Origin of the sequence: Streptomyces sp. NPDC048111 (assembly GCF_043202815.1) — a bacterium.
In the GTDB taxonomy this organism is placed as follows: domain Bacteria; phylum Actinomycetota; class Actinomycetes; order Streptomycetales; family Streptomycetaceae; genus Streptomyces.
The window spans coordinates 88,429-106,441 of sequence record NZ_JBIDBD010000005.1 but is presented as its reverse complement, the minus strand read 5'-3'; the positions used below and the strand labels follow the sequence as shown (position 1 = coordinate 106,441).

The window sequence follows — 18,013 nt, the reverse complement described above, 5'->3', positions numbered from 1 at the left end:
CGTGACCGCCTTCACGGTCGCTCTGGTGCTGGTCATCGCCGCCGCGGGTCTCCTGCGGTGGCGGCGGCCCGCCTGGTACTGGCTGGCCTTCGGGGTAACTCTGGCCGCGCTGCGGGTCTTGATCCGGTACCGGTCGGTCATGGGTGCGTGCGGGTTGACCGTTCCGCCGGCGCGGTGGCGGTTAGCCCTGGCCCGGACCACCAACCGGCCGATACCCGAGCCCCGCCCACCGCGTATCCGGCGACTGCGGCCGACTCGCACCGGCCTGGTCCTCCGACTCAAGCTCCGTCCCGGCCAGGACGTCTTCGACATCGCTGCGGCCTCGGACCGGCTTCGGCACTCGTTCTCGATGTTCGGCGTGACCTCGCGTGAGGTGCGGTCAGGTGTCGTCGAGGTGCGGATGACCGGATACGACGTGCTCAAGCGGGTGCAGATGCCTGCTGAGACGGAGACCCGGGCGATGCGGGTACCGGTCGCCCTTCGGGAGGACGGATCGGTGCACTACCGCGACTACCGAGCGATACCTCACGCCCTCACCCTCGGCGCCACGGAGTCCGGCAAGTCGGTCTACCAACGCAACCTGGTCGCCGGCCTTGCTCCTCTGGACGTCGCCCTCGTCGGCATCGACTGCAAACAAGGGGTCGAACTCTTCCCGCTGGCACGCCGGTTCTCAGCGCTGGCCGACAGCCCGGACACCGCCGCAGAACTCCTCGATGCACTCGTGGCGCGCATGGCGGACGTCTACCGCCTCATCCGTACCCAGCAGCGCATCACCGTCGACGTGCCGGACGCGGAGATCGCCGCCGACATCTGGGACCTGCCTGATGAGCTCCGCCCGACCCCGGTCGTCGTCCTGGTCGACGAGGTGGCCGAACTCGCCCTGTACGCAACGAAGGAGGAGGAGAAGCGGCGAGACCGCATCATCACCGCCCTGGTCCGTCTCGCGCAGCTCGGCCGCGCTGCCGGTATCTACCTCGAAATCTGCGGACAGCGCTTCGGCTCCGAACTCGGCAAGGGCATCACCATGCTCCGCGCCCAACTCACCGGCCGCACCGCCCACCGTCTCAACGACGAGACCTCCGCCAACATGGCCTTCGGCGACATCGCCCCGGACGCGGTCCTCGCCGCCATCCAGATCCCCGCCGAACTGCGAGGCCTCGCCATCGCGGGAGACGCGTCCGGCGGTTGGCACCGCATCCGCGCTCCGCACACCTCGCTCCGCCAGGCCGTGAACCTCTGCAACCGGTACGCCCACAGGACCCCGGACCTGCCCGAGCTGGCCCATTTCCGGCCCACCACCGGCACCGCCACCGAGCTTGTGCCATCGGCGAAGGCCGCTCCGGCCACCGCCTGATCTCTCCCCCACCCGGTAGGCGTGACCGTCTTCGCGCCGAGTCCCTACCGCTGCCATGCCCAGAGAAGGGAGAACCGCCATGTGCCCCGACTGCGAGGACTTCGCCCGGACCGTGCTTCTGCTCGGCCAACTCGCCCTGTACGCCGACATGGCCGGCGCCGACCTCGACTTCGTGGACGCCGTCAGCCCGTCCCTCGCCGTGTCGCTGCCGGAGCCGCCGCCGGGCACGTTCCCGGATGACTCCGACCCCGCTGAGGACTCCTGATGGGCGCCCGGCACGGTCTCCGGATCGACGCGGTGCTGATCCAGGCGGTTATCGCCGGAGCCCTGTCCTTCGCCCACCTGCACGACCTCGCCGCCGCGGCCGGACAGGACGGCTGGAAGGCATGGGCCTACCCGGTCAGCGTCGACCTGCTCCTTGTCGCCGCCTGGCGTCGGCTGCGCAGCGAGGGCCCGTCCCGGTTGGCCTGGTGCTGGTTCCTGATCGCCCTGTTCGCGTCGCTCGGCGCCAACGTCGCCACCGCCGGGTTCCTCGACCTGGCGGACCCGCCGGCCCCGCTCCGGCTCGGCATCGCCGGATGGCCCGCACTCGCCTTCCTCGGCGGCACTCTCCTCGCCCACTCGTCGGGGAGGCCGGAGCCAGCTCCGTCAGCCGCCGTCACGGAGACGAAGGACGCCGGGCCGGCGCGTGTGCCTGACGCCGCCCCGATCCCATCCCAGGCCGATGAGCCCCCTGCGACAACGGCCCTGTCCTCGCCACCGGCCCCGTCCCCTGAGCCGCCTGTTCCCGCCGTGCTGATCGACCACGCCCGCAAGGTCGCCGACGAGTACCGCACCCGCACCGGATCACCGATCGACACCGACACCCTCCGCTCCCGCCTCGGCGTTCCGCCCCACCTCGCCGACGCCATCGCCGCCCGCCTCAGCTGACCGCAAAGGAGAACTGAGATGACCCACGATCCCGCCGCCCTGACCGTGGCCGACTACCTCGACGGAGCGCGTGAGATGGCCGCAGCCGGACGTCCCTTCCTCGCCCACCTGCTCGCCGAGGAAGCCGCACGGCGCGTCGACGACCCGGCCGCCGCCCGCAGCATCCGCGCCCAGTACACCGACCCGACGACCGACAACGGCTGACCGGCATGCCCGCCCGCGACAGCTTCCACTCCGTGATGCGAATCGGCCCCGTGCAGATCGGCACCCACCGCGACCGCACCGGCCGCACCGCCCACGCCGCCGTCTGCACTGCCGACCGCTGCGGCTGGTCCGCCGACTACTCCAGCCGGACCGCTGCCCAACTCGCTGCCCGTACCCACCGCTGCACCGTCCGTTAGGAGACAGCGTCCATGGACGTCCCCCTCTGGATCGCCCTGCTGGGCGTCGGCTACCTCGGCATCAAGCTCTTCCGTCCGCCGGTGTGGCTGATCTGCGTGCTCCTCCTCGGCGGCTACCTCCTCGCCGACAGCCTGTTCGCGTCCGTCATCGACACCGCCGTCAAGTAACCCGCGCCCGGGAGAGGAGAACCACTCATGTTCCAGCCCAAGATCCCGACCATGCCGCAGCCCTCGGGCCTTGTCACCCCGCCCGCCGTCGTCCAGCCGACCACCATCACGCCGGGCACGCCTGCCCCGGCACCCGCCGCCGTCCCTGAGCCGTCCCGTCCGGTCGTACAGCTCGCCCCCGGCACTGCGGTCGCGCTCGTCGGTGCCGGTACTGCCGTCGTCCTGGTCGTCGGCACCGTCCTGGTCTCGCTGCTCCTGGCGGTCGCCGTCACCAGCGCATCGGTCGCCGTCTGCGCGGTCGTCCTGCGCTCCCTGATCGCGTCCGACGCCAAACGCCGCTGACCGGCCCCCGGGCGGCCTCGATACCGCCAAGCATCCGCCGCCCGGGAGCCGTGCCCACCGATCGATCTCGCAACCGGAAGGAACCTCCAGCATGGCCCACCGGCCCTCACCCTGGAAGCAGAAGGGGTCCATGCCCGCCCCACAGCTCGACCCGACCGTCCTCGGGGACGTCCTCCGCGTGGCCTCGGCCTCCGACTACACGCGCTGGGAGGACCAGATCCGCCGCACCGGCGGCTGTGCCGACCCCGTCCATCTGAGCGGCTGGGTAACCCACAAGGACAAGACCACCGGCGAGACCCTGCACCGCTACTCGACCGCGTACGAGCCGGGCGGGCGTCTCCGCATCGCCTGCGGCAACCGCCGTGCCTCCCGCTGCCCCTCCTGTGCCTGGACCTACGCGGGCGACACCTACCACCTGATCCGCGCCGGCCTCGCCGGAGACGACCGCCGCGACATCACCGCCGCCGTTCGCGACCACCCGCGCGTCTTCGCCACCCTCACCGCACCCTCGTTCGGCCCCGTCCACAACCGCCCCGACCGGGGCACCTGCCGGTGCGGCACGGCGCACGCCTCGGACTCCGGGGACCTGGGCTCCGCCCTTGATCCGGAGACCTACGACTACGCGGGCGCCGTGCTCTTCAACAACCACGCCGGGGAGCTCTGGCAGCGTTTCACCACCCGACTCCGCCGCGAACTCGCCATCCACGCGGGCATTCCACGCCGTGAGCTGGGCGACCACCTCCGCGTCTCCTTCGGCAAGGTCGCCGAATTCCAGAAGCGCGGAGCACTCCACTTCCACGCCGTCGTACGTCTCGACGGCCCGGAAGGGCCTTGTACTCCGCCGCCCTCTTGGGCCACGGTCGATCTCCTCACCGACGCTATACGCGCCGCAGCCACGCACTCGTACACGTCGGTCTCTGTCCCGGCTGCCGGTGAACAGTCGGCCCGGACCTTCCGGTGGGGCCGACAGCTCGACGTCCGCCCGGTCAAGGCCTTCGGCGACGGTTCAGATGTCACCGAACAGGCAGTCGCCTCGTACGTGGCCAAGTACGCCACCAAAGCTGCCGAGAACACCGGCACCCTGGACCGCCGTATCGGTGAACTCGCCGAACTCGACCGCCACCGCGTTCCCGATCACACTCGTCGGCTCATCACCGCATGCCGTGAGCTCGACAGCCTCTATCCGGACCGGCGCCTCTGGGCCTGGGCCCACATGCTCGGTTTCCGCGGCCACTTCTCGTCCAAGTCCCGCACCTACTCGACCACCCTCGGCGCCCTCCGCCAGGAACGCGCCGACTACCGCGCCGCCCAGGAAGCGTCTGCTCTCAGCCTCGCCGACCGCGAACCGGACACCGTCCTCGTACTGACGGACTGGCAGTACGTCGGCCACGGGCACACCCCCGGGGAAGGAGCCCTCGCCGCCACCATCGCCCGTGACCTCCAGACCAACCGCGAGACCGCCCGCGACGCGCTGAAGGAACGCACCGCCAACGAGGGGGAGTGGTGACCGTGGCAGACCGACTGCTCACCGTGAATCAGGTCGCCGAACGCCTCGGCACCGGTCTCCGCTTCCCTCGCCGGCTCATCGAGGAACGCCGCATCACGTTCGTCAAGGTCGGTCGACACGTCCGCATCCCCGAGAGTGCCGTGGAGGAGTACGTCAGTGCCCACACGGTGGCGCCGATCGTCCTGCGGCCTGCCTCGGCGTACTCGTACCGGAGGGCTGCCTGATGCCCGCCAAGCGCAAGTCCCGACGCGCCTTCGGCCGGATCCGGAAGCTGCCGTCCGGCCGGTTCCAGGCTCGGTATCCGGGGCCTGACGGCGTGCTGCGTGCCGCTGATCAGACGTTCGCGACAACGACGGACGCCGATCGCTGGCTGGCGCGGAAGCGCATCGAGATGGAGGAGGGCCGCTGGGTCGATCCCGCTGAGGGGAAGACCACCGTCCGCGACTGGTCCGCACGATGGCTCACCGCTGTCTCCCCGCAGCTCAAGCACAAAACACAGGCGTCGTACCGATCCCTGATCAACTCACTGATTGTTCCGGCGCTCGGTGATCGTGAGCTGTCCAGCCTTCGGCCGATCACCATCGTGGAATGGGTCGGCGCGATGAAGACCCGTGGTCTCAGCGCCTCGCGGATCAGGCAGGCCTACCGGGTGCTCTCGCAGATCATGCGGGCGGCCGTCGACAACGAGATGATCGGGCAGACCCCGTGCCGGGGTGTGAAGCTGCCTCGCATGCCGCAGACCGAGCCGCACATCCTCACCCCGCTGGAAGCCTCACGGATCGTGCGGAGCGCGACGAAACCGCATGACTTGCTGATCTCCTTGCTCGCCTACGCGGGTCTGCGGGTCGGGGAGGCGTTCGCGCTGCGGCGAGCGGACATCGATGTGTCGGGCGGCCTGGTCCTCGTCGATGAGAACCTGGCCGAAGCGAACGGCACCCTCGTCTTCGACACTCCCAAGTCCCATCAGAAGCGGGTCCTGCGGATCGGGCCGTCACTCGCGGCGCGGATCGGCCGGCACCTGGAGACGCTGCCCGGCGGGGATGACGCACTCCTCTTCGTCACGCCCGGCGGCAAGCCTCTGCGCTACAACCAGTGGCGCAAGGCGTACTTCGACCCCGCCGTGGTGGCGGCCGGGCTCACCGACGTCACGCCGCACGATCTCCGCGCCTCGCACGGGACGTGGGTCGCCGACCGGTACGGCGTAATGACCGCCGCGCACCGGCTCGGGCACTCGAACGCGAGCGTCACTACCCGGCACTACGCACGGCCCGTCGCCGGTCGTGACGATCAGGTCGCCGAAGCGGCGGACTCTTGGTTCAGCGGGATCGAGCCCGGGCCGAAGACAGGCGCTGGGCGTAACGACGGCGATGACGGCACCGCGGAGGCGATCGCGCCCCTTTGAAGTCGTTTGGTTGCGTTGGGTACCCCTCAGCCGAGGGGTACCCAACGTGCGTGTCCTGGCAGCTTCTCTGTGGCTACGTCGTGCTATTGATCAACGGATGTCCAGCCAAGGCGTACTAGGCGCGGGTGCCCAGGAGTGGCTATCGGATCCACGCGCCGATTGTGTCTGAATTACTCAGACTCCGACGAGGCAAGTTCCTCGCGTCTGCTCGCAGCGGCACGTACTTTGCGTGCGTTGAGGGCGGTGAACTCGGGGATGGTTAGGCCGGCCTCGAACGCACCCTTGATCGCGCGCTTCACACACTCGAAGAGGTAGTCCTCGCCGCCACACAGAGCGAGCTGTCCACGTCGCTCAAGCTCCGCAGCCACTTGTGGCACTCCCACCGGTTCTCCCGCCCTGTAAAGGTCGAGGATTGCCTGATAGATCAAGGCGTTCTGCCCGGTGAAGGCGCTTGGCCGGAGTGCTGGGGGGACTGCGCCAGGCGATGGTTGATGCGTGCTCGTGAACGTCTTCTGGCGCTCAGCTGACACTGGGGCAGCAAAGACTGATGCATGCACCTTGTCCCACAGACCCTTGAAGCGGTTGATCTCGTCCTCGGCCGAGAGGCGGGGCCTGGCTTGGCGTGCCAGCTGTTCTACCACTACTTCAACCACGCCCCAGGACGGGAGCGTGGGTTTTACGAAGGCGTGGTGGATCTTCGTGTGGCTGGCGGCCTTCCCTACGGCCAGGTAGAGATGCCGGGCTGACGGGTACCCCGCCTTGCCATGCAGCGCATGAAGTTCGCGATTGAGGTCCTTGAGAGGGCCTTCCGGAAGCCTTGGCCGAAGCCACTGTGGCATGCAATCCCCCCTGGCCTGAGCTCCGCAGAGCCCGCTCATGATGGCACCTGCCGTCATGTTCTGTCAGAGATTGTAAGAGATCGCCAGAGGTTGTCAGGAGCCGTCAACTGAGCCCACTCGAAGCTGACGCTGGTTCAAGGAACCTACTTGGAGGGCTCGATGGACCAAATCAGTACGCGCACTCTTCTGCTCATGCTTACTGGGGTTTTCACGGTGTACTTGGTCTTGCAGTATCCGGCACTGGGGACAGCCCTTGGTGTAGCTGTTGCGGTAGTGACCCTGCTGCACGAGCTTCTGCGGCGATAGCTCGTGGTCCAGGGCGGTTCGATGGGGCAAGACGACTGGCGGACACGTAGAGGGCACGGAGAGGGTTCGGATCGCTTCTCTGGAGCGCTTGCGTGGCGCTGACCTGCGACGTAGCGCTTCGTCCTTCAGGGTTAGAGAAAGGTCTTGAAAACCGTCGTGGCAGCGATGTCACCGTGGGTTCAAATCCCACACCCACCGCATGTGCCGGCCCATGTGGCCCGGCGGGGAAGGGCGTTCCGGATTCCGGGGCGCCCTTCGCGCATGTCAGCGGGACATGGTCATGCGGGCCGCTGAGGCGATCGTGGCGCGGGCCTCGTGTGCGGGGAGGCCGGTGCGGATCGCGGCGGCGGTGAGCGGGCCGGTCAGCTCCTCGCCGATGCCGTTCTCGTACGCCCGGCAGGCCGCCCAGAACAGCCGGGTGTTGCGCTGGCCCTCGTGGGCGGCCAGGACGAACTGCACGAGGCCCTGCCCCTGGTGGCCCGCGTGCTGCCGCGCCGCGAGGGGGCGGGCCGGAGGCGTCAGCAGGTCGAGCAGGGCGCGGGGGCACGGGGCCGGGCCCAGGTGGGCGGTGCCGGGAGCGAGCCGGTAGACGCCGTGGGCGCTGAGCGAGCCGGGCCCGACCAGGTAACCGCCCGCGCCCCGGATGTCGATGCCGGGGGCGAGCCGGCTCGCGGAGTTCGGCACCACGGCCCCGGGCGGGCCGGTCAGCCAGATGTGGCGGCCCCCGCTCGGAGTGATGACGACCACGGTCTCGGGGATCGTGAACAGGTGGCGCAGCGCGAGGAGTTGGAGCGCGGCCGTGGCATCGGTTCCCGGCGGCTTGGTGTCGAGGTCGATCCCTATGAGGTGGTGCGGCGGCCGGCCGCAGGCGATGCCGTAACCGGTCGCCCAGGGCGCCGCCGCGAACAGCGCGCGCACCGCCGACGGGTCGGTGGTGGCGTCGTGCACCCCGTGGCCCGGGAGCCCGCACTCGCCGCGGCAGAGGGCCGGGCGCGGCTCCGCCCGGTGGGGCGAGGGGAGCGCGGGGAGCTTGGTGCGGGAGAGGGGGATGACGGGCAGGCCGCGCTCGGCGGCGGACAGGGCGTGGGCGAGGGCCAGGGTGGCGGCCTGCCGGTCGATGGTGGCCATGGCTCCATGTTCGTACGAATGTTCGAGAAGAGGAATCCCTTTCCGGGGTGTCCCCTGCGACCCCACCGCCGCCGGGCGGCCGGCCGGTGACATGGCGGTGACCTGCGGGTGACGCCTGGGCGGCCACCCCATGGCCGGGCCGTGGGCCACCGGCGGGTCGGCCGCCCCGCGCGAGGTTGGCCGAATCCGAGCCGAAACGGTTCTCCTCGCTGGAGCGCCCGATTCCGCCCCGCACCCTCAGGCCTGGCCCCGGGTTTGGTGGCGCATTGAGGGTTTATCGACATGTCCTCACGCTTGCGGGCGAAAGGTGCCCCAATGACTGGTTCGCCGGGGATTCGGTGGGCAACTCTGATCTCGCGACGTCGTCACACAGCGTCCGGGGCGGTCGGCCAACTGCCTTGGAACGGGCCGTACTTGCCTGGTGCGAGAGCGGTCCGGATCGAGTCGAACGACCCGGTCTTGTCGAACTACCCGGTCTTCGGGTTCCTGGAGGAATTGACATGGCAAGCATCCGTACCGCCCGCGTCCTCGTCGCCGCTGCCGCGCTGCCGCTGGCCGCCGCCCTCTTCTCGGGCGTCGCCATCGCCGACAACGGCTCCCTCGCGGGTCACGGATCGAACGCGGCGGTGGCGACCGTCAGCGGCAGCGGAGTCGGACACGACAACCGCGGCAACTCGTCCACCACGCAGCAGCAGGCCGTCGGCTCCGGCGCGACCAACCAGAGCAACACCGCCCAGGTGAACGGGTCCGCCTTCACGTCGATCAACCAGGGCAACGGGAACGTCGCCGTGAACTTCACCCGCCTGTGGTGATCCCCACCCCCTGGGGCGGGGGCCGGAGCTTAGGGTGATCGTCGGCCCGGGAGCCAGCGCTACGGCGCGAGCCCCCGGGCCGTCGTCATGCGTGCCGCCCCCTGCGCGCCGCCGGTCACCGGGCCGCCCGTCCCCATTGACAGCGGGGCGGCATCTGACGGACAGTCAGAAACCTGATCGGCGAGCCCCCGTGCGCAAGAGCGAGCGAGCCCTGCGCGCGGGCAGGCCGCCGGTGTGTCCGTACGCACGGAAGGCCGTCGTCGTGCACCTCGCCCCGACCGGACGCCAGCAGCGGCTACGCGCCGAACTGCGCACGTACTTCGCCGACTTGATGCCGCAAGGACCGCCGCCCGCCACGGACGCGGCGGCCCAGCGCGCGCTGCTGCGCCGGATCGGCGCGGACGGTCTGCTGGGGCTCGGCTGGCCCGTCGAGTACGGCGGCCAAGGGCGCGGACCGGACGAGCAGTTCGTGTTCTTCGACGAGGCCTACCGCGCGGGCGCACCGGTCTCCATGGTCACCCTGAACACGGTCGGCCCGACGCTGATGAAGTACGGCACGGCCGAACAGAAGGCGTACTTCCTGCCCAGGATCCTCGGCGGCGACCTCGTCTTCGCGATCGGCTACAGCGAGCCGGAGGCCGGCACCGACCTCGCCGCGCTGCGCACCAGGGCCGTGCGCGACGGCGGCCATTGGGCCATCGACGGGCAGAAGGTGTTCACCTCCAACGCCCAGAACGCCGACTGGATCTGGCTGGCCTGCCGCACCGATCCCGACGCGCCCAAGCACCGCGGTATCTCGATCGTCCTGGTGCCCACCGACGCGCCCGGTTTCTCGTGGACGCCGATCGAGACCGTGGGCGGTCTGACCACCACGGCGACCTATTACGACGGCATCCGGGTGCCGCTGTCCCACCTGGTGGGTGAGGAGAACGCGGGCTGGGGTCTGATCACCAACCAGCTCAACCACGAGCGGGTCGCGCTCGCCGCGATCGGCATGCAGGCCGAGGACTTCTACGACGCCGCGCTCTCGTACGCGTGTACGCCCGATCCGGTGAGTTCGGAACGGCCCGTTGACCACGAATGGGTGAAGGTCAAGCTGGCCGCGGTGCACGCCAGGCTGGCGGTGAATCGCCTGCTCAGCTGGCGTTTGGTGGGTGATGTGGGGGCCGGGAACCTGGCCCCGGGAGACGCCAGCGGCGTGAAGTTCATGGGAACGGAGTCCGCGGTCGAAACGTATCGAATGTGTCAGGAGATCGTGGGGGACGCGGGCCTGATCAGGGGTGGTTCGCCCGGCGCCTTCGGGGGCGGGGAGCTGGAGCGGATGAACAGGGCGGCGCAGATCAACACGTTCGGGGGCGGGGTGAGCGAGGTGCAGCGGGAGATCGTCGCGACGATGCGGCTCGGCATGAAACGGGGGAAGCGGTGAGCGCGGAGGACGGGGTGAGCGGGGCGGGCGGGGTGAGCGCGGCGGCTGGGGCGAAGGAGGCGGCCGAGGCGGAGTTCCTCGCCCGGCTGAAGAAGTACGAGGGCCGCCCGGCGGCGACCGCCGGGGTGGGCAAGGACCTGGTCAACGAGCCGATGATCCGGCACTGGTGCGAGGCGATGGGCGACACCCATCCCGCCTATGGGGGGCCGGGCGCGGTGGCGCCGCCCACGATGCTCCAGGCCTGGACGATGGGGGGCCTGTCCGGGCACGGCGACGGCACGGGCCGCACGACCGCGTACGACGAGCTCTTCGAGCTGCTCGACGGGGCCGGGTTCACCTCGGTGGTGGCGACCGACTGCGAGCAGGAGTACGTCCGTGACCTGCGGCCGGGCGACCGGGTGACCTTCGACGCGGTGATAGAGACCGTGTCGGAGCGGAAGACCACCAAGCTGGGCACGGGCCACTTCGTCACCACCCGCATGGACATCAGCGCGGGCGGCTCGCTCGCCGGCACGCACCGCTTCCGCATCCTCAAGTACGCCCCGGTGCGGCGGAGTTCAGGCGGCAAGAGAGAGGACGAGGCTGCCCCGCGGCCGGATCGAGCCGCTGGCCGTGCCCCGGCGCCGGACCGAGCCGCTGACGCCCCCCGGCCGGATCGGTCCGCCGACCGCGCGCTGCGGCCCCGCCCCGTCGTCAACCGGGACAACGCCGGGTTCTGGGCGGGAGTCGCCGAGCACCGGCTCCTGATCCAGCGCTGCGAGGACTGTGCGGAACTGCGCTTCCCCTGGCTGCCGGGGTGCCCGGGCTGCGGTTCGGCGCGCTGGGACACGATCGACGCGGCCGGCAGCGGGACCGTCTACTCCTACGTCGTGATGCACCACCCGCCCTTCCCGGCCTTCGACCCGCCCTACGCGGTGGGCCTGGTAGAGCTCGCGGAGGGTGTGCGGATCATCAGCAACGTGATCGGCGTCCCGCCCGACGAGGTGCGGATCGGGATGCCGGTGCGCCTCGCGTTCCTGCGGGTGGACGAGGCGTTGGAGCTTCCGGTGTTCCGGGCGGAGGCGGCCTGATGGACTTCACGCCCACGGAGGAGCAGGCAGCGGTCCGTGACCTGGCAGGGCAGATCTTCGGCGACCTCTCGACACACGAGCGGCTCACCGCGGCCGGGCCGGGCAGCGACGCCGAGCTGTGGAAGGCGCTGTGCGGGGCCGGGCTGGTGGCCGCGGTCGAGGAGGTCGGTCTGCTCGGCCTGGTACTGGCCCTGGAAGAACAGGGTAGGACCACCGCCCAGGTCCCTTTCGCGTCCACCTGCGTCTACGGGGCCCTCGCGCTCGCCGCCCACGGCTCACCCGAGCAGCGCGAACGGTTGCTACCGGCCGTGCGGGCGGGTGGCGCGGTGGTGACCGGGGCGTTCCCGGTCCGGACCGGTGGCATACGCGGCAGCGAGCAACGGGCGGACGGCACGGGCGAGTTGAGCGGGGTCGTGCCGGTCGTCCCGTGGCTGCGGGACGCCACCCATGTCCTGGTGCCGGACGCGGAACGGGCCCTGTGGCTGGTGCGGGTGGCCGACTGCGCGGCCGAGCCGGTGGAGACGACGGCGCCCTGGTCGGCGGGCCGGCTCACCCTTCGCGGCGTCCCGGCCGAGCGGGTGGGCGGCGCGGGGGCTTACGAGGACGTGCTGGCCACGGCCCGTACGGCGTTCGCGGGGCTCCAGGCCGGGGTCTGCGCGGGCTCGCTGGCCCGGGCGGTGCGGCACACCACGGAGCGGGAGCAGTTCGGGCGCCCGCTCTCCACCAACCAGGGCGTGCTGCTGCGGGCCGCCGACGCGTACATGGACACCGAGGCGATACGGGTCACCGCCTATGAGGCGGCCTGGCGGCGGGACGAGGGGCTCGGGTACGGGACGCACGCGCTGACGGCGGCCTGGTGGGCCTCGGAGGCGGGCACCCGCGTCGTGCACGCGGGCCAGCACCTGCACGGCGGCCTCGGGGCGGACGTGGAGCACCCCGTGCACCGCCACTTCCTCTGGGGGCGGCAGCTGGACGCGTATTTGGGGTGCGGGTCCGAACTCCTCGTAGAACTCGGTGAGTTGATCGTCTCGGAACGGCCTTGCGCCGACGGCACCCGGGCACAGGAGGGGGTGGAGGCGTGAAGGTGGGGGACGAGCTGGCGCCGCTGGAGATCCCGGTCACGCGCACGCTGATCGTGTCCGGCGCGGTGGCCTCGCGGGACTACCAGGACGTGCACCACGATCCGGTACTGGCGCGCGAGAAGGGGTCGCCGGACATCTTCATGAACATCCTGACCACCAATGGCCTGGTCGGGCGGTACATCACGGACCACTTCGGCCCGGCGTCCCGATTGCGGTCGGTACGGATACGGCTCGGTGCGCCCAACTACCCGGGCGACACCATGACGTTGACCGGCACGGTGACGGCCGTGGAGGGCGAGGTGGCCGAGGTGCGGGTGACCGGCGCCAATGGGCTCGGCCACCATGTGACCGGCACGGTGCGGGTCGCCGTGTCCGGCGCGGCGGGCCCGATCGGGGAGGCGTCATGAGGGTGCGAGGGGCCGGCCGGCGCGGGGAGGCGTCATGAGCGTGCGCGGAGCCGACTCGCTGGGCGGCAGGGCGGCGGTGGTGGGGATCGGGGCGACGGAGTTCTCCAAGGACTCGGGGCGCAGCGAGCTGAAGCTGGCGGTCGAGGCGGTGCACGCGGCACTCGACGACGCGGGGCTCACCCCGGCGGACGTGGACGGCCTGGTCACCTTCACCATGGACACCAGCCCCGAGATCACGGTCGCGCAGGCGGCCGGCATGGGCGAGCTGTCCTTCTTCTCGCGCATCCACTACGGCGGCGGCGCGGCCTGCGCCACCGTGCAGCAGGCCGCCCTCGCGGTCGCGACCGGGGTGGCCGAAGTGGTGGTCTGCTACCGGGCGTTCAACGAACGGTCGGGGCGCCGTTTCGGTTCGGGTGTGCAACAGCGCGAGCCGTCGGCGGAGGGCGCGGCGCTCGGCTGGGCGCTCCCGTTCGGGCTGCTCACCCCCGCGTCCTGGGTCGCCATGGCCGCCCAGCGCTATCTGCACGCCTACCACCTGACGCCGGAGGCCTTCGGGCACGTGGCCGTCACCGACCGCCGCCACGCCGCGAACAATCCGGCGGCCTACTTCCACGGGAAGCCGATCACCCTGGCCGACCACGCGGCCTCGCGCTGGATCGTCGAGCCGCTGCGGCTCCTGGACTGCTGTCAGGAGACCGACGGCGGACAGGCGATCGTCGTCACCACCACCGAGCGGGCCAGGGACCTGCGGCAGCGCCCGGCCGTGATCACCGCCGCCGCGCAGGGGGCCGGGCGCCGACAGGAGGCGATGACGAGCTTCTACCGGGACGACCTGACCGGGCTGCCCGAGATGGGGGTGGTCGCCCGGCAGCTGTGGCGCACCTCGGGGCTCACCCCCGCCGAGATCGACGTGGCGATCCTCTACGACCACTTCACGCCGTTCGTCCTGATGCAGCTGGAGGAGTTCGGCTTCTGCGCGCCGGGCGAGGCGGCCGGCTTCGTGGCCTCGGACGGGGTTCCGCTCAACACCCATGGCGGTCAGCTGGGGGAGGCGTATCTGCACGGGATGAACGGCATAGCCGAGGCGGTGCGCCAGTTGCGGGGCACCTCGGTGAACCAGGTGGCGGACGCGTCCCACGTCCTGGTCACCGCCGGTACGGGGGTGCCCACATCGGGGCTGGTGCTGGGCCGGGACGGCTGATGTGCCGTCAGTCGGCCCGCTCCGTGACGTGACCGCACCTCAGGGACGGTTGGGCGCAGGCCGGGTTGGGGGCCGGGCTGGGGCGGACGGCTGATCCTGCACCCGTACGGCCGAGGGGCCGGGCGCAGCGGTGGCCGGAGGGGGCGGCCCACCGTTCACTCGGGCCATGCGCCGCTTGAAGCTGACCCTCGCCCGTTCCCTCACCGGCCTGCTCGCCGTCACCGGCCTGCTCGCCTCCTCCGCCGCCACGCCCGCCGTCGCCGCGTCCCCGCCCTCGTCCCCCGCCTCGTCCGCCGTCGCTCCGCCCGGTGCGCCAGGTGCACCCGGTGGGTCGGGATCCGCGCCCACCGTCTCGTTCAAGGGGGCCGCCTTCGACACCTGCAACGCGCCCTCGCTGGCCGACATGCGGGCCTGGCGCAGTTCGCCGTACCGGGCCATCGGCATCTACTACGCGGGGCGCGGCCGGCACTGCCCGGTGCAGCGCAACCTCAACAAGAACTGGGTGACCCAGGTGCACGCGATGGGCTGGCAGGTGCTGCCGGTCTTCCTCGGCTCGCAGGCGCCGTGCGTGGTCGCCCAGAACAAGAAGGGCGTGCCCATCGGCTCCCGGCCGGTGCAGCAGGGCAGGACCGAGGCGGGGCAGGCGGTGGAGCAGGCGCGGGCGCTCGGGATGCTGGCCGGCAGCGCGCTCTACCTCGACCTGGAGGCGTACGACGTGCACAACGCGTCCTGCGCCAGGACCACGCTGGACTTCGTGCGGGCCTGGAACAAGGAGGTGCGCGGGCGCGGTTATCTGCCCGGGTTCTACAGCAGCGCCGATTCCGGGGTGCGGCAGATCGAGCAGGCGCGGGTGGCCGGGAAGAGCGACATGCCGGCGGCGATCTGGTTCGCCCGCTGGCACACCGGCCCCGCGCTGTACCAGGAGGCGGCCCTGCACAAGGACGCCTGGCAGCACCGCCGCATCCACCAGTACGCCGGGGACGCGGCCGAGACGCACGGCGGCCGCCGCCTGGTCGTGGACCGCAACCAGGTGGACGCGCCGGTCGCCCGCATCGGCTGAGCGCATCCGCGGAGGGCCGGTGCGGATCGGGCCGTAAGTGGCTGAACCCTGACGGCCGGGGATGCGTCCTCCACCTTCAGGAGGTGCAGCCACCCCCACCCCTACAACCTGAGGCGGACATCGCTTCGCGACCTGGGGCCGATCCCCGGGGGTCTTCCCGCTCCTAGCGTGGAGACATGACAACGCCCGTCTGCACCAGCGCCTCCCGAGCGGCGACGCCCTACCACGCGTACTCGTCGTTCTCGTCGTACGTCCGCGCCAGGGGCCCCGTGCTGCTGCGCACCGCGCGCTCGCTGACCGCGAACGCGAGCGATGCGGAGGACCTGCTGCAGACGGCTCTCACCAAGACGTACGTCGCCTGGGACCGGATCGAGGACCACCGGGCGCTCGACGGCTATGTGCGCCGCGCGCTGCTCAACACCCGCACCTCGCAGTGGCGCAAGCGCAAGGTCGACGAGTTCGCCTGTGACGAGCTGCCCGAGCCGGAGGTCGTCCCCGGCCCCGACCCGGCCGACCAGCAGGTGCTGCACGACGCGATGTGGCGTGCGGTCATGAAACTCCCCGACCGTCAGCGCGCCATGGTCGTCCTCAGGTACTACGAGGACCTGAGCGAGGCGCAGACGGCCGAGGTGCTCGGCGTCTCGGTCGGCACGGTCAAGAGCGCGGTGTCCCGGGCGCTCGGCAAGCTCCGCGAGGACCCGGAGCTCGAACCCATACGGTGACGCGCGGTGACCCGGGGTGCGCCGCAGGGCGCCTCCGTGCCGGTTTCTGCAGGTAACTTCGCGCAACGACGGCCGAAACTACTCCCGGGTAGTGACATACCGCGCGGTACGTGAGCAGAATCGGCAGACCCTATCGCCATGGAGCGCGCCGTAGCGCTCACCGGGAGGACGCCGTGCTGAGCACCATGCAGGACGTACCGCTGCTGATCTCGCGGATCCTGACCCACGGGTCGACGATCCACGGCACGTCCCAGGTCACGACCTGGACCGGCGACGCGGAACCGCACCGCCGCAGCTTCGCCGAGATCGGTGCCCGCGCCGCCCAGCTGGCGCACGCCCTGCGCGAGCTCGGTGTCGAGGACGGCCAGGCCGCCGGCACCCTGATGTGGAACAACGCCGAGCACGTCGAGGCCTACCTCGCGATCCCGTCCATGGGCGCCGTGCTGCACACCCTCAATCTGCGGCTCCCCGCCGAGCAGCTGATCTGGATCGTCAACCACGCCGCCGACCGCGTGGTGATCGTCAACGGCTCGCTGCTGCCGCTGCTCGCCCCCCTGCTCCCCCATCTGCCCACCCTGGAGCACCTCGTGGTGTCCGGCCCCGGCGACCGGAGCCCGCTCGGCGGGATCGGCGGCGACGGCCCGCAGGTGCACGAGTACGAGGAGCTCATCGCCGGGCGCCCCACGACGTACGAGTGGCCCGAGCTGGACGAGCGCAGCGCCGCCGCCATGTGCTACACCTCCGGCACCACCGGGGACCCCAAGGGCGTGGTGTACTCCCACCGTTCGATCTACCTGCACTCCATGCAGGTCAACATGTCCGAGTCGATGGGGCTCACGGACCAGGACACGACGCTGGTCGTGGTGCCGCAGTTCCATGTGAACGCCTGGGGCCTGCCGCACGCCACGTTCATGTCCGGGGTGAGCATGCTCATGCCCGACCGCTTCCTCCAGCCCGCCCCGCTCGCCGAGATGATCGAGCGCGAGAAGCCGACGCACGCGGCGGCCGTGCCCACCATCTGGCAGGGGCTGCTCGCCGAGGTCACCGCCCGCCCGCGCGACCTCACGTCGATGCGGAACGTCACGATCGGCGGTGCGGCCTGTCCGCCCTCGCTGATGGAGGCGTACGACAAGCTCGGCGTCCGGCTCTGCCACGCCTGGGGCATGACGGAGACCTCGCCGCTCGGCACCATGTCCAACCCGCCCGCCGGTCTCACCGCCGAGCAGGAGTGGCCCTACCGCATCACCCAGGGCCGCTTCCCGGCCGGCGTCGAGGCGCGGCTCGCCGGGCCCGACGGCGCGTTCCTGCCCTGGGACGGCGAGTCGGCGGGCGAGCTGGAGGTGCGGGGCCCGTGGATCGCGGGGGCCTACTTCGGCGGCACGGGCGGTGAGGACTTCCGGCCGGAGGACAAGTTCAGCCCGGACGGCTGGCTGCGCACCGGCGACGTCGGCGTGATCAGCCCGGACGGCTATCTGACCCTGACCGACCGCGCGAAGGACGTCATCAAGTCCGGCGGCGAGTGGATCTCCAGCCAGGAGCTGGAGAACGCGCTGATGGCGCACCCCGAGGTCGCCGAGGCCGCGGTCGTCGCCGTGCCGGACGACAAGTGGGGCGAACGCCCGCTCGCCACCGTCGTGTTGAAGCCGGGCGCCACCGCCGATTACGCGACGCTCAAGGCCTTCCTCGCCGAGACGATCGCCAAGTGGCAGCTCCCCGAGCGCTGGGCACTGATCGAGGCGGTGCCGAAGACGAGCGTGGGCAAGTTCGACAAGAAGGTCATCCGCAGGCGGTACGCGGACGGCGAGCTGGACGTGACCGAGCTCCGCTAGCCAGGCCGTGGCCCGGGGCCCGTGAAA

General features: G+C 71.1%; 21 protein-coding genes. 19 read left to right on the top strand and 2 right to left on the bottom strand.

The genetic code is table 11. The features are described from left to right. Window position 1 precedes the first annotated feature (1 nt). The 10 genes from ACGF3I_RS12105 (at window position 2) to ACGF3I_RS12060 (ending at window position 6,104) form a co-directional block, all read left to right on the top strand. A complete protein-coding gene (locus ACGF3I_RS12105; RefSeq protein WP_393130811.1) occupies window positions 2-1,354 on the top strand; it encodes an FtsK/SpoIIIE domain-containing protein in 1,353 nt (450 codons plus the stop codon). 79 nt (window positions 1,355-1,433) lie between these two features. Then, the gene (locus ACGF3I_RS12100) at window positions 1,434-1,619 is read left to right on the top strand and encodes a hypothetical protein (protein ID WP_098898778.1); all 186 of its coding nucleotides are present in this window, start codon (window positions 1,434-1,436) and stop codon (window positions 1,617-1,619) included. After that, window positions 1,619-2,284 carry a DUF2637 domain-containing protein gene (locus ACGF3I_RS12095; protein WP_393130807.1) on the top strand — a complete coding sequence of 222 codons (666 nt, stop codon included), beginning with the start codon at window positions 1,619-1,621 and terminating at the stop codon, window positions 2,282-2,284. Before ACGF3I_RS12100 ends, ACGF3I_RS12095 begins: the two co-directional genes overlap by 1 nt. 18 nt (window positions 2,285-2,302) lie before the next feature. Beyond that, window positions 2,303-2,488: a hypothetical protein gene (locus ACGF3I_RS12090; protein ID WP_358872180.1), complete on the top strand. Its 186-nt coding sequence runs from the start codon at window positions 2,303-2,305 to the stop codon at window positions 2,486-2,488. A gap of 5 nt (window positions 2,489-2,493) precedes the next feature. Continuing rightward, window positions 2,494-2,685: a mobile element transfer protein gene (locus ACGF3I_RS12085; RefSeq protein ID WP_003967784.1), complete on the top strand. Its 192-nt coding sequence runs from the start codon at window positions 2,494-2,496 to the stop codon at window positions 2,683-2,685. 12 nt (window positions 2,686-2,697) lie between these two features. Further along, on the top strand, window positions 2,698-2,853 hold the full coding sequence (locus tag ACGF3I_RS12080) for a hypothetical protein (RefSeq protein ID WP_329308785.1): 156 nt from the start codon (window positions 2,698-2,700) through the stop codon (window positions 2,851-2,853). A gap of 27 nt (window positions 2,854-2,880) precedes the next feature. Further along, the gene (locus tag ACGF3I_RS12075) at window positions 2,881-3,195 is read left to right on the top strand and encodes a SpdD-like protein (RefSeq protein WP_358872179.1); all 315 of its coding nucleotides are present in this window, start codon (window positions 2,881-2,883) and stop codon (window positions 3,193-3,195) included. 91 nt (window positions 3,196-3,286) lie between these two features. Then, window positions 3,287-4,702 carry a replication initiator protein RepSA gene (gene repSA, locus ACGF3I_RS12070; RefSeq protein WP_393130802.1) on the top strand — a complete coding sequence of 472 codons (1,416 nt, stop codon included), beginning with the start codon at window positions 3,287-3,289 and terminating at the stop codon, window positions 4,700-4,702. Between the two features lie 2 nt (window positions 4,703-4,704). Further along, on the top strand, window positions 4,705-4,926 hold the full coding sequence (locus ACGF3I_RS12065; RefSeq protein WP_014155129.1) for a helix-turn-helix domain-containing protein: 222 nt from the start codon (window positions 4,705-4,707) through the stop codon (window positions 4,924-4,926). Next, complete coding sequence (locus tag ACGF3I_RS12060; RefSeq protein ID WP_393130799.1) at window positions 4,926-6,104, top strand: tyrosine-type recombinase/integrase; 1,179 nt, start codon at window positions 4,926-4,928, stop codon at window positions 6,102-6,104. The genes ACGF3I_RS12065 and ACGF3I_RS12060 overlap by 1 nt, the downstream gene beginning before the upstream one ends. Before the next feature lie 170 nt (window positions 6,105-6,274). Here the strand turns inward: ACGF3I_RS12060 and ACGF3I_RS12055 are convergent, their stop codons facing one another. Together ACGF3I_RS12055 and ACGF3I_RS12050 are read right to left on the bottom strand one after the other, a co-directional pair. Next, entirely contained in the window at window positions 6,275-6,943 is a 669-nt protein-coding gene (locus tag ACGF3I_RS12055; protein ID WP_393130797.1) for a DnaB-like helicase N-terminal domain-containing protein, read from the bottom strand. A 570-nt stretch (window positions 6,944-7,513) separates the two neighbouring features. Beyond that, window positions 7,514-8,377 carry a bifunctional DNA primase/polymerase gene (locus ACGF3I_RS12050; RefSeq protein WP_393130795.1) on the bottom strand — a complete coding sequence of 288 codons (864 nt, stop codon included), beginning with the start codon at window positions 8,375-8,377 and terminating at the stop codon, window positions 7,514-7,516. Window positions 8,378-8,877: 500 nt separating this feature from the next. Here ACGF3I_RS12050 and ACGF3I_RS12045 point away from each other — a divergent pair, with 500 nt between their 5' ends. The 9 genes from ACGF3I_RS12045 to ACGF3I_RS12005 all read left to right on the top strand — a co-directional run bounded on the left by ACGF3I_RS12045 (window position 8,878) and on the right by ACGF3I_RS12005 (window position 17,986). Next, complete coding sequence (locus tag ACGF3I_RS12045; RefSeq protein ID WP_393130792.1) at window positions 8,878-9,189, top strand: hypothetical protein; 312 nt, start codon at window positions 8,878-8,880, stop codon at window positions 9,187-9,189. A 262-nt stretch (window positions 9,190-9,451) separates the two neighbouring features. After that, window positions 9,452-10,615 (top strand): acyl-CoA dehydrogenase family protein, encoded by a 1,164-nt coding sequence (locus ACGF3I_RS12040; protein WP_393131237.1) that lies wholly within the window; start codon window positions 9,452-9,454, stop codon window positions 10,613-10,615. A gap of 32 nt (window positions 10,616-10,647) precedes the next feature. Next, on the top strand, window positions 10,648-11,685 hold the full coding sequence (locus tag ACGF3I_RS12035; RefSeq protein ID WP_393131235.1) for a bifunctional MaoC family dehydratase N-terminal/OB-fold nucleic acid binding domain-containing protein: 1,038 nt from the start codon (window positions 10,648-10,650) through the stop codon (window positions 11,683-11,685). Next, window positions 11,685-12,767, top strand: coding sequence for an acyl-CoA dehydrogenase family protein (locus ACGF3I_RS12030; protein WP_393130790.1), 1,083 nt, complete (start codon window positions 11,685-11,687; stop codon window positions 12,765-12,767). The genes ACGF3I_RS12035 and ACGF3I_RS12030 overlap by 1 nt, the downstream gene beginning before the upstream one ends. Beyond that, entirely contained in the window at window positions 12,764-13,174 is a 411-nt protein-coding gene (locus tag ACGF3I_RS12025; protein WP_393130788.1) for a MaoC family dehydratase, read from the top strand. Before ACGF3I_RS12030 ends, ACGF3I_RS12025 begins: the two co-directional genes overlap by 4 nt. 34 nt (window positions 13,175-13,208) lie before the next feature. After that, entirely contained in the window at window positions 13,209-14,375 is a 1,167-nt protein-coding gene (locus ACGF3I_RS12020) for a lipid-transfer protein (RefSeq protein WP_393130785.1), read from the top strand. Window positions 14,376-14,541: 166 nt separating this feature from the next. Then, window positions 14,542-15,435: a DUF1906 domain-containing protein gene (locus ACGF3I_RS12015; protein ID WP_393130783.1), complete on the top strand. Its 894-nt coding sequence runs from the start codon at window positions 14,542-14,544 to the stop codon at window positions 15,433-15,435. A gap of 176 nt (window positions 15,436-15,611) precedes the next feature. After that, window positions 15,612-16,157 carry a SigE family RNA polymerase sigma factor gene (locus tag ACGF3I_RS12010; protein ID WP_393130781.1) on the top strand — a complete coding sequence of 182 codons (546 nt, stop codon included), beginning with the start codon at window positions 15,612-15,614 and terminating at the stop codon, window positions 16,155-16,157. Between the two features lie 173 nt (window positions 16,158-16,330). Continuing rightward, window positions 16,331-17,986: a long-chain fatty acid--CoA ligase gene (locus tag ACGF3I_RS12005; RefSeq protein ID WP_393130779.1), complete on the top strand. Its 1,656-nt coding sequence runs from the start codon at window positions 16,331-16,333 to the stop codon at window positions 17,984-17,986. Window positions 17,987-18,013 lie beyond the last annotated feature (27 nt).

Excerpts from the sequence above, each read along its gene's own strand:
- ACGF3I_RS12085 (WP_003967784.1), top strand. The coding sequence starts at position 2,494 with ATGCCCGCCCGCGACAGCTTCCACTCCGTGATGCGAATCGGCCCCGTG.
- ACGF3I_RS12100 (WP_098898778.1), top strand. The coding sequence starts at position 1,434 with ATGTGCCCCGACTGCGAGGACTTCGCCCGGACCGTGCTTCTGCTCGGC.
- ACGF3I_RS12050 (WP_393130795.1), bottom strand. The coding sequence starts at position 8,377 with ATGGCCACCATCGACCGGCAGGCCGCCACCCTGGCCCTCGCCCACGCC.
- ACGF3I_RS12015 (WP_393130783.1), top strand. The coding sequence starts at position 14,542 with ATGCGCCGCTTGAAGCTGACCCTCGCCCGTTCCCTCACCGGCCTGCTC.
- ACGF3I_RS12030 (WP_393130790.1), top strand. The coding sequence starts at position 11,685 with ATGGACTTCACGCCCACGGAGGAGCAGGCAGCGGTCCGTGACCTGGCA.
- ACGF3I_RS12055 (WP_393130797.1), bottom strand. The coding sequence starts at position 6,943 with ATGCCACAGTGGCTTCGGCCAAGGCTTCCGGAAGGCCCTCTCAAGGAC.
- ACGF3I_RS12075 (WP_358872179.1), top strand. The coding sequence starts at position 2,881 with ATGTTCCAGCCCAAGATCCCGACCATGCCGCAGCCCTCGGGCCTTGTC.
- ACGF3I_RS12060 (WP_393130799.1), top strand. The coding sequence starts at position 4,926 with ATGCCCGCCAAGCGCAAGTCCCGACGCGCCTTCGGCCGGATCCGGAAG.
- ACGF3I_RS12090 (WP_358872180.1), top strand. The coding sequence starts at position 2,303 with ATGACCCACGATCCCGCCGCCCTGACCGTGGCCGACTACCTCGACGGA.
- ACGF3I_RS12020 (WP_393130785.1), top strand. The coding sequence starts at position 13,209 with ATGAGCGTGCGCGGAGCCGACTCGCTGGGCGGCAGGGCGGCGGTGGTG.
- ACGF3I_RS12095 (WP_393130807.1), top strand. The coding sequence starts at position 1,619 with ATGGGCGCCCGGCACGGTCTCCGGATCGACGCGGTGCTGATCCAGGCG.
- ACGF3I_RS12080 (WP_329308785.1), top strand. The coding sequence starts at position 2,698 with ATGGACGTCCCCCTCTGGATCGCCCTGCTGGGCGTCGGCTACCTCGGC.
- repSA (WP_393130802.1), top strand. The coding sequence starts at position 3,287 with ATGGCCCACCGGCCCTCACCCTGGAAGCAGAAGGGGTCCATGCCCGCC.
- ACGF3I_RS12010 (WP_393130781.1), top strand. The coding sequence starts at position 15,612 with ATGACAACGCCCGTCTGCACCAGCGCCTCCCGAGCGGCGACGCCCTAC.
- ACGF3I_RS12045 (WP_393130792.1), top strand. The coding sequence starts at position 8,878 with ATGGCAAGCATCCGTACCGCCCGCGTCCTCGTCGCCGCTGCCGCGCTG.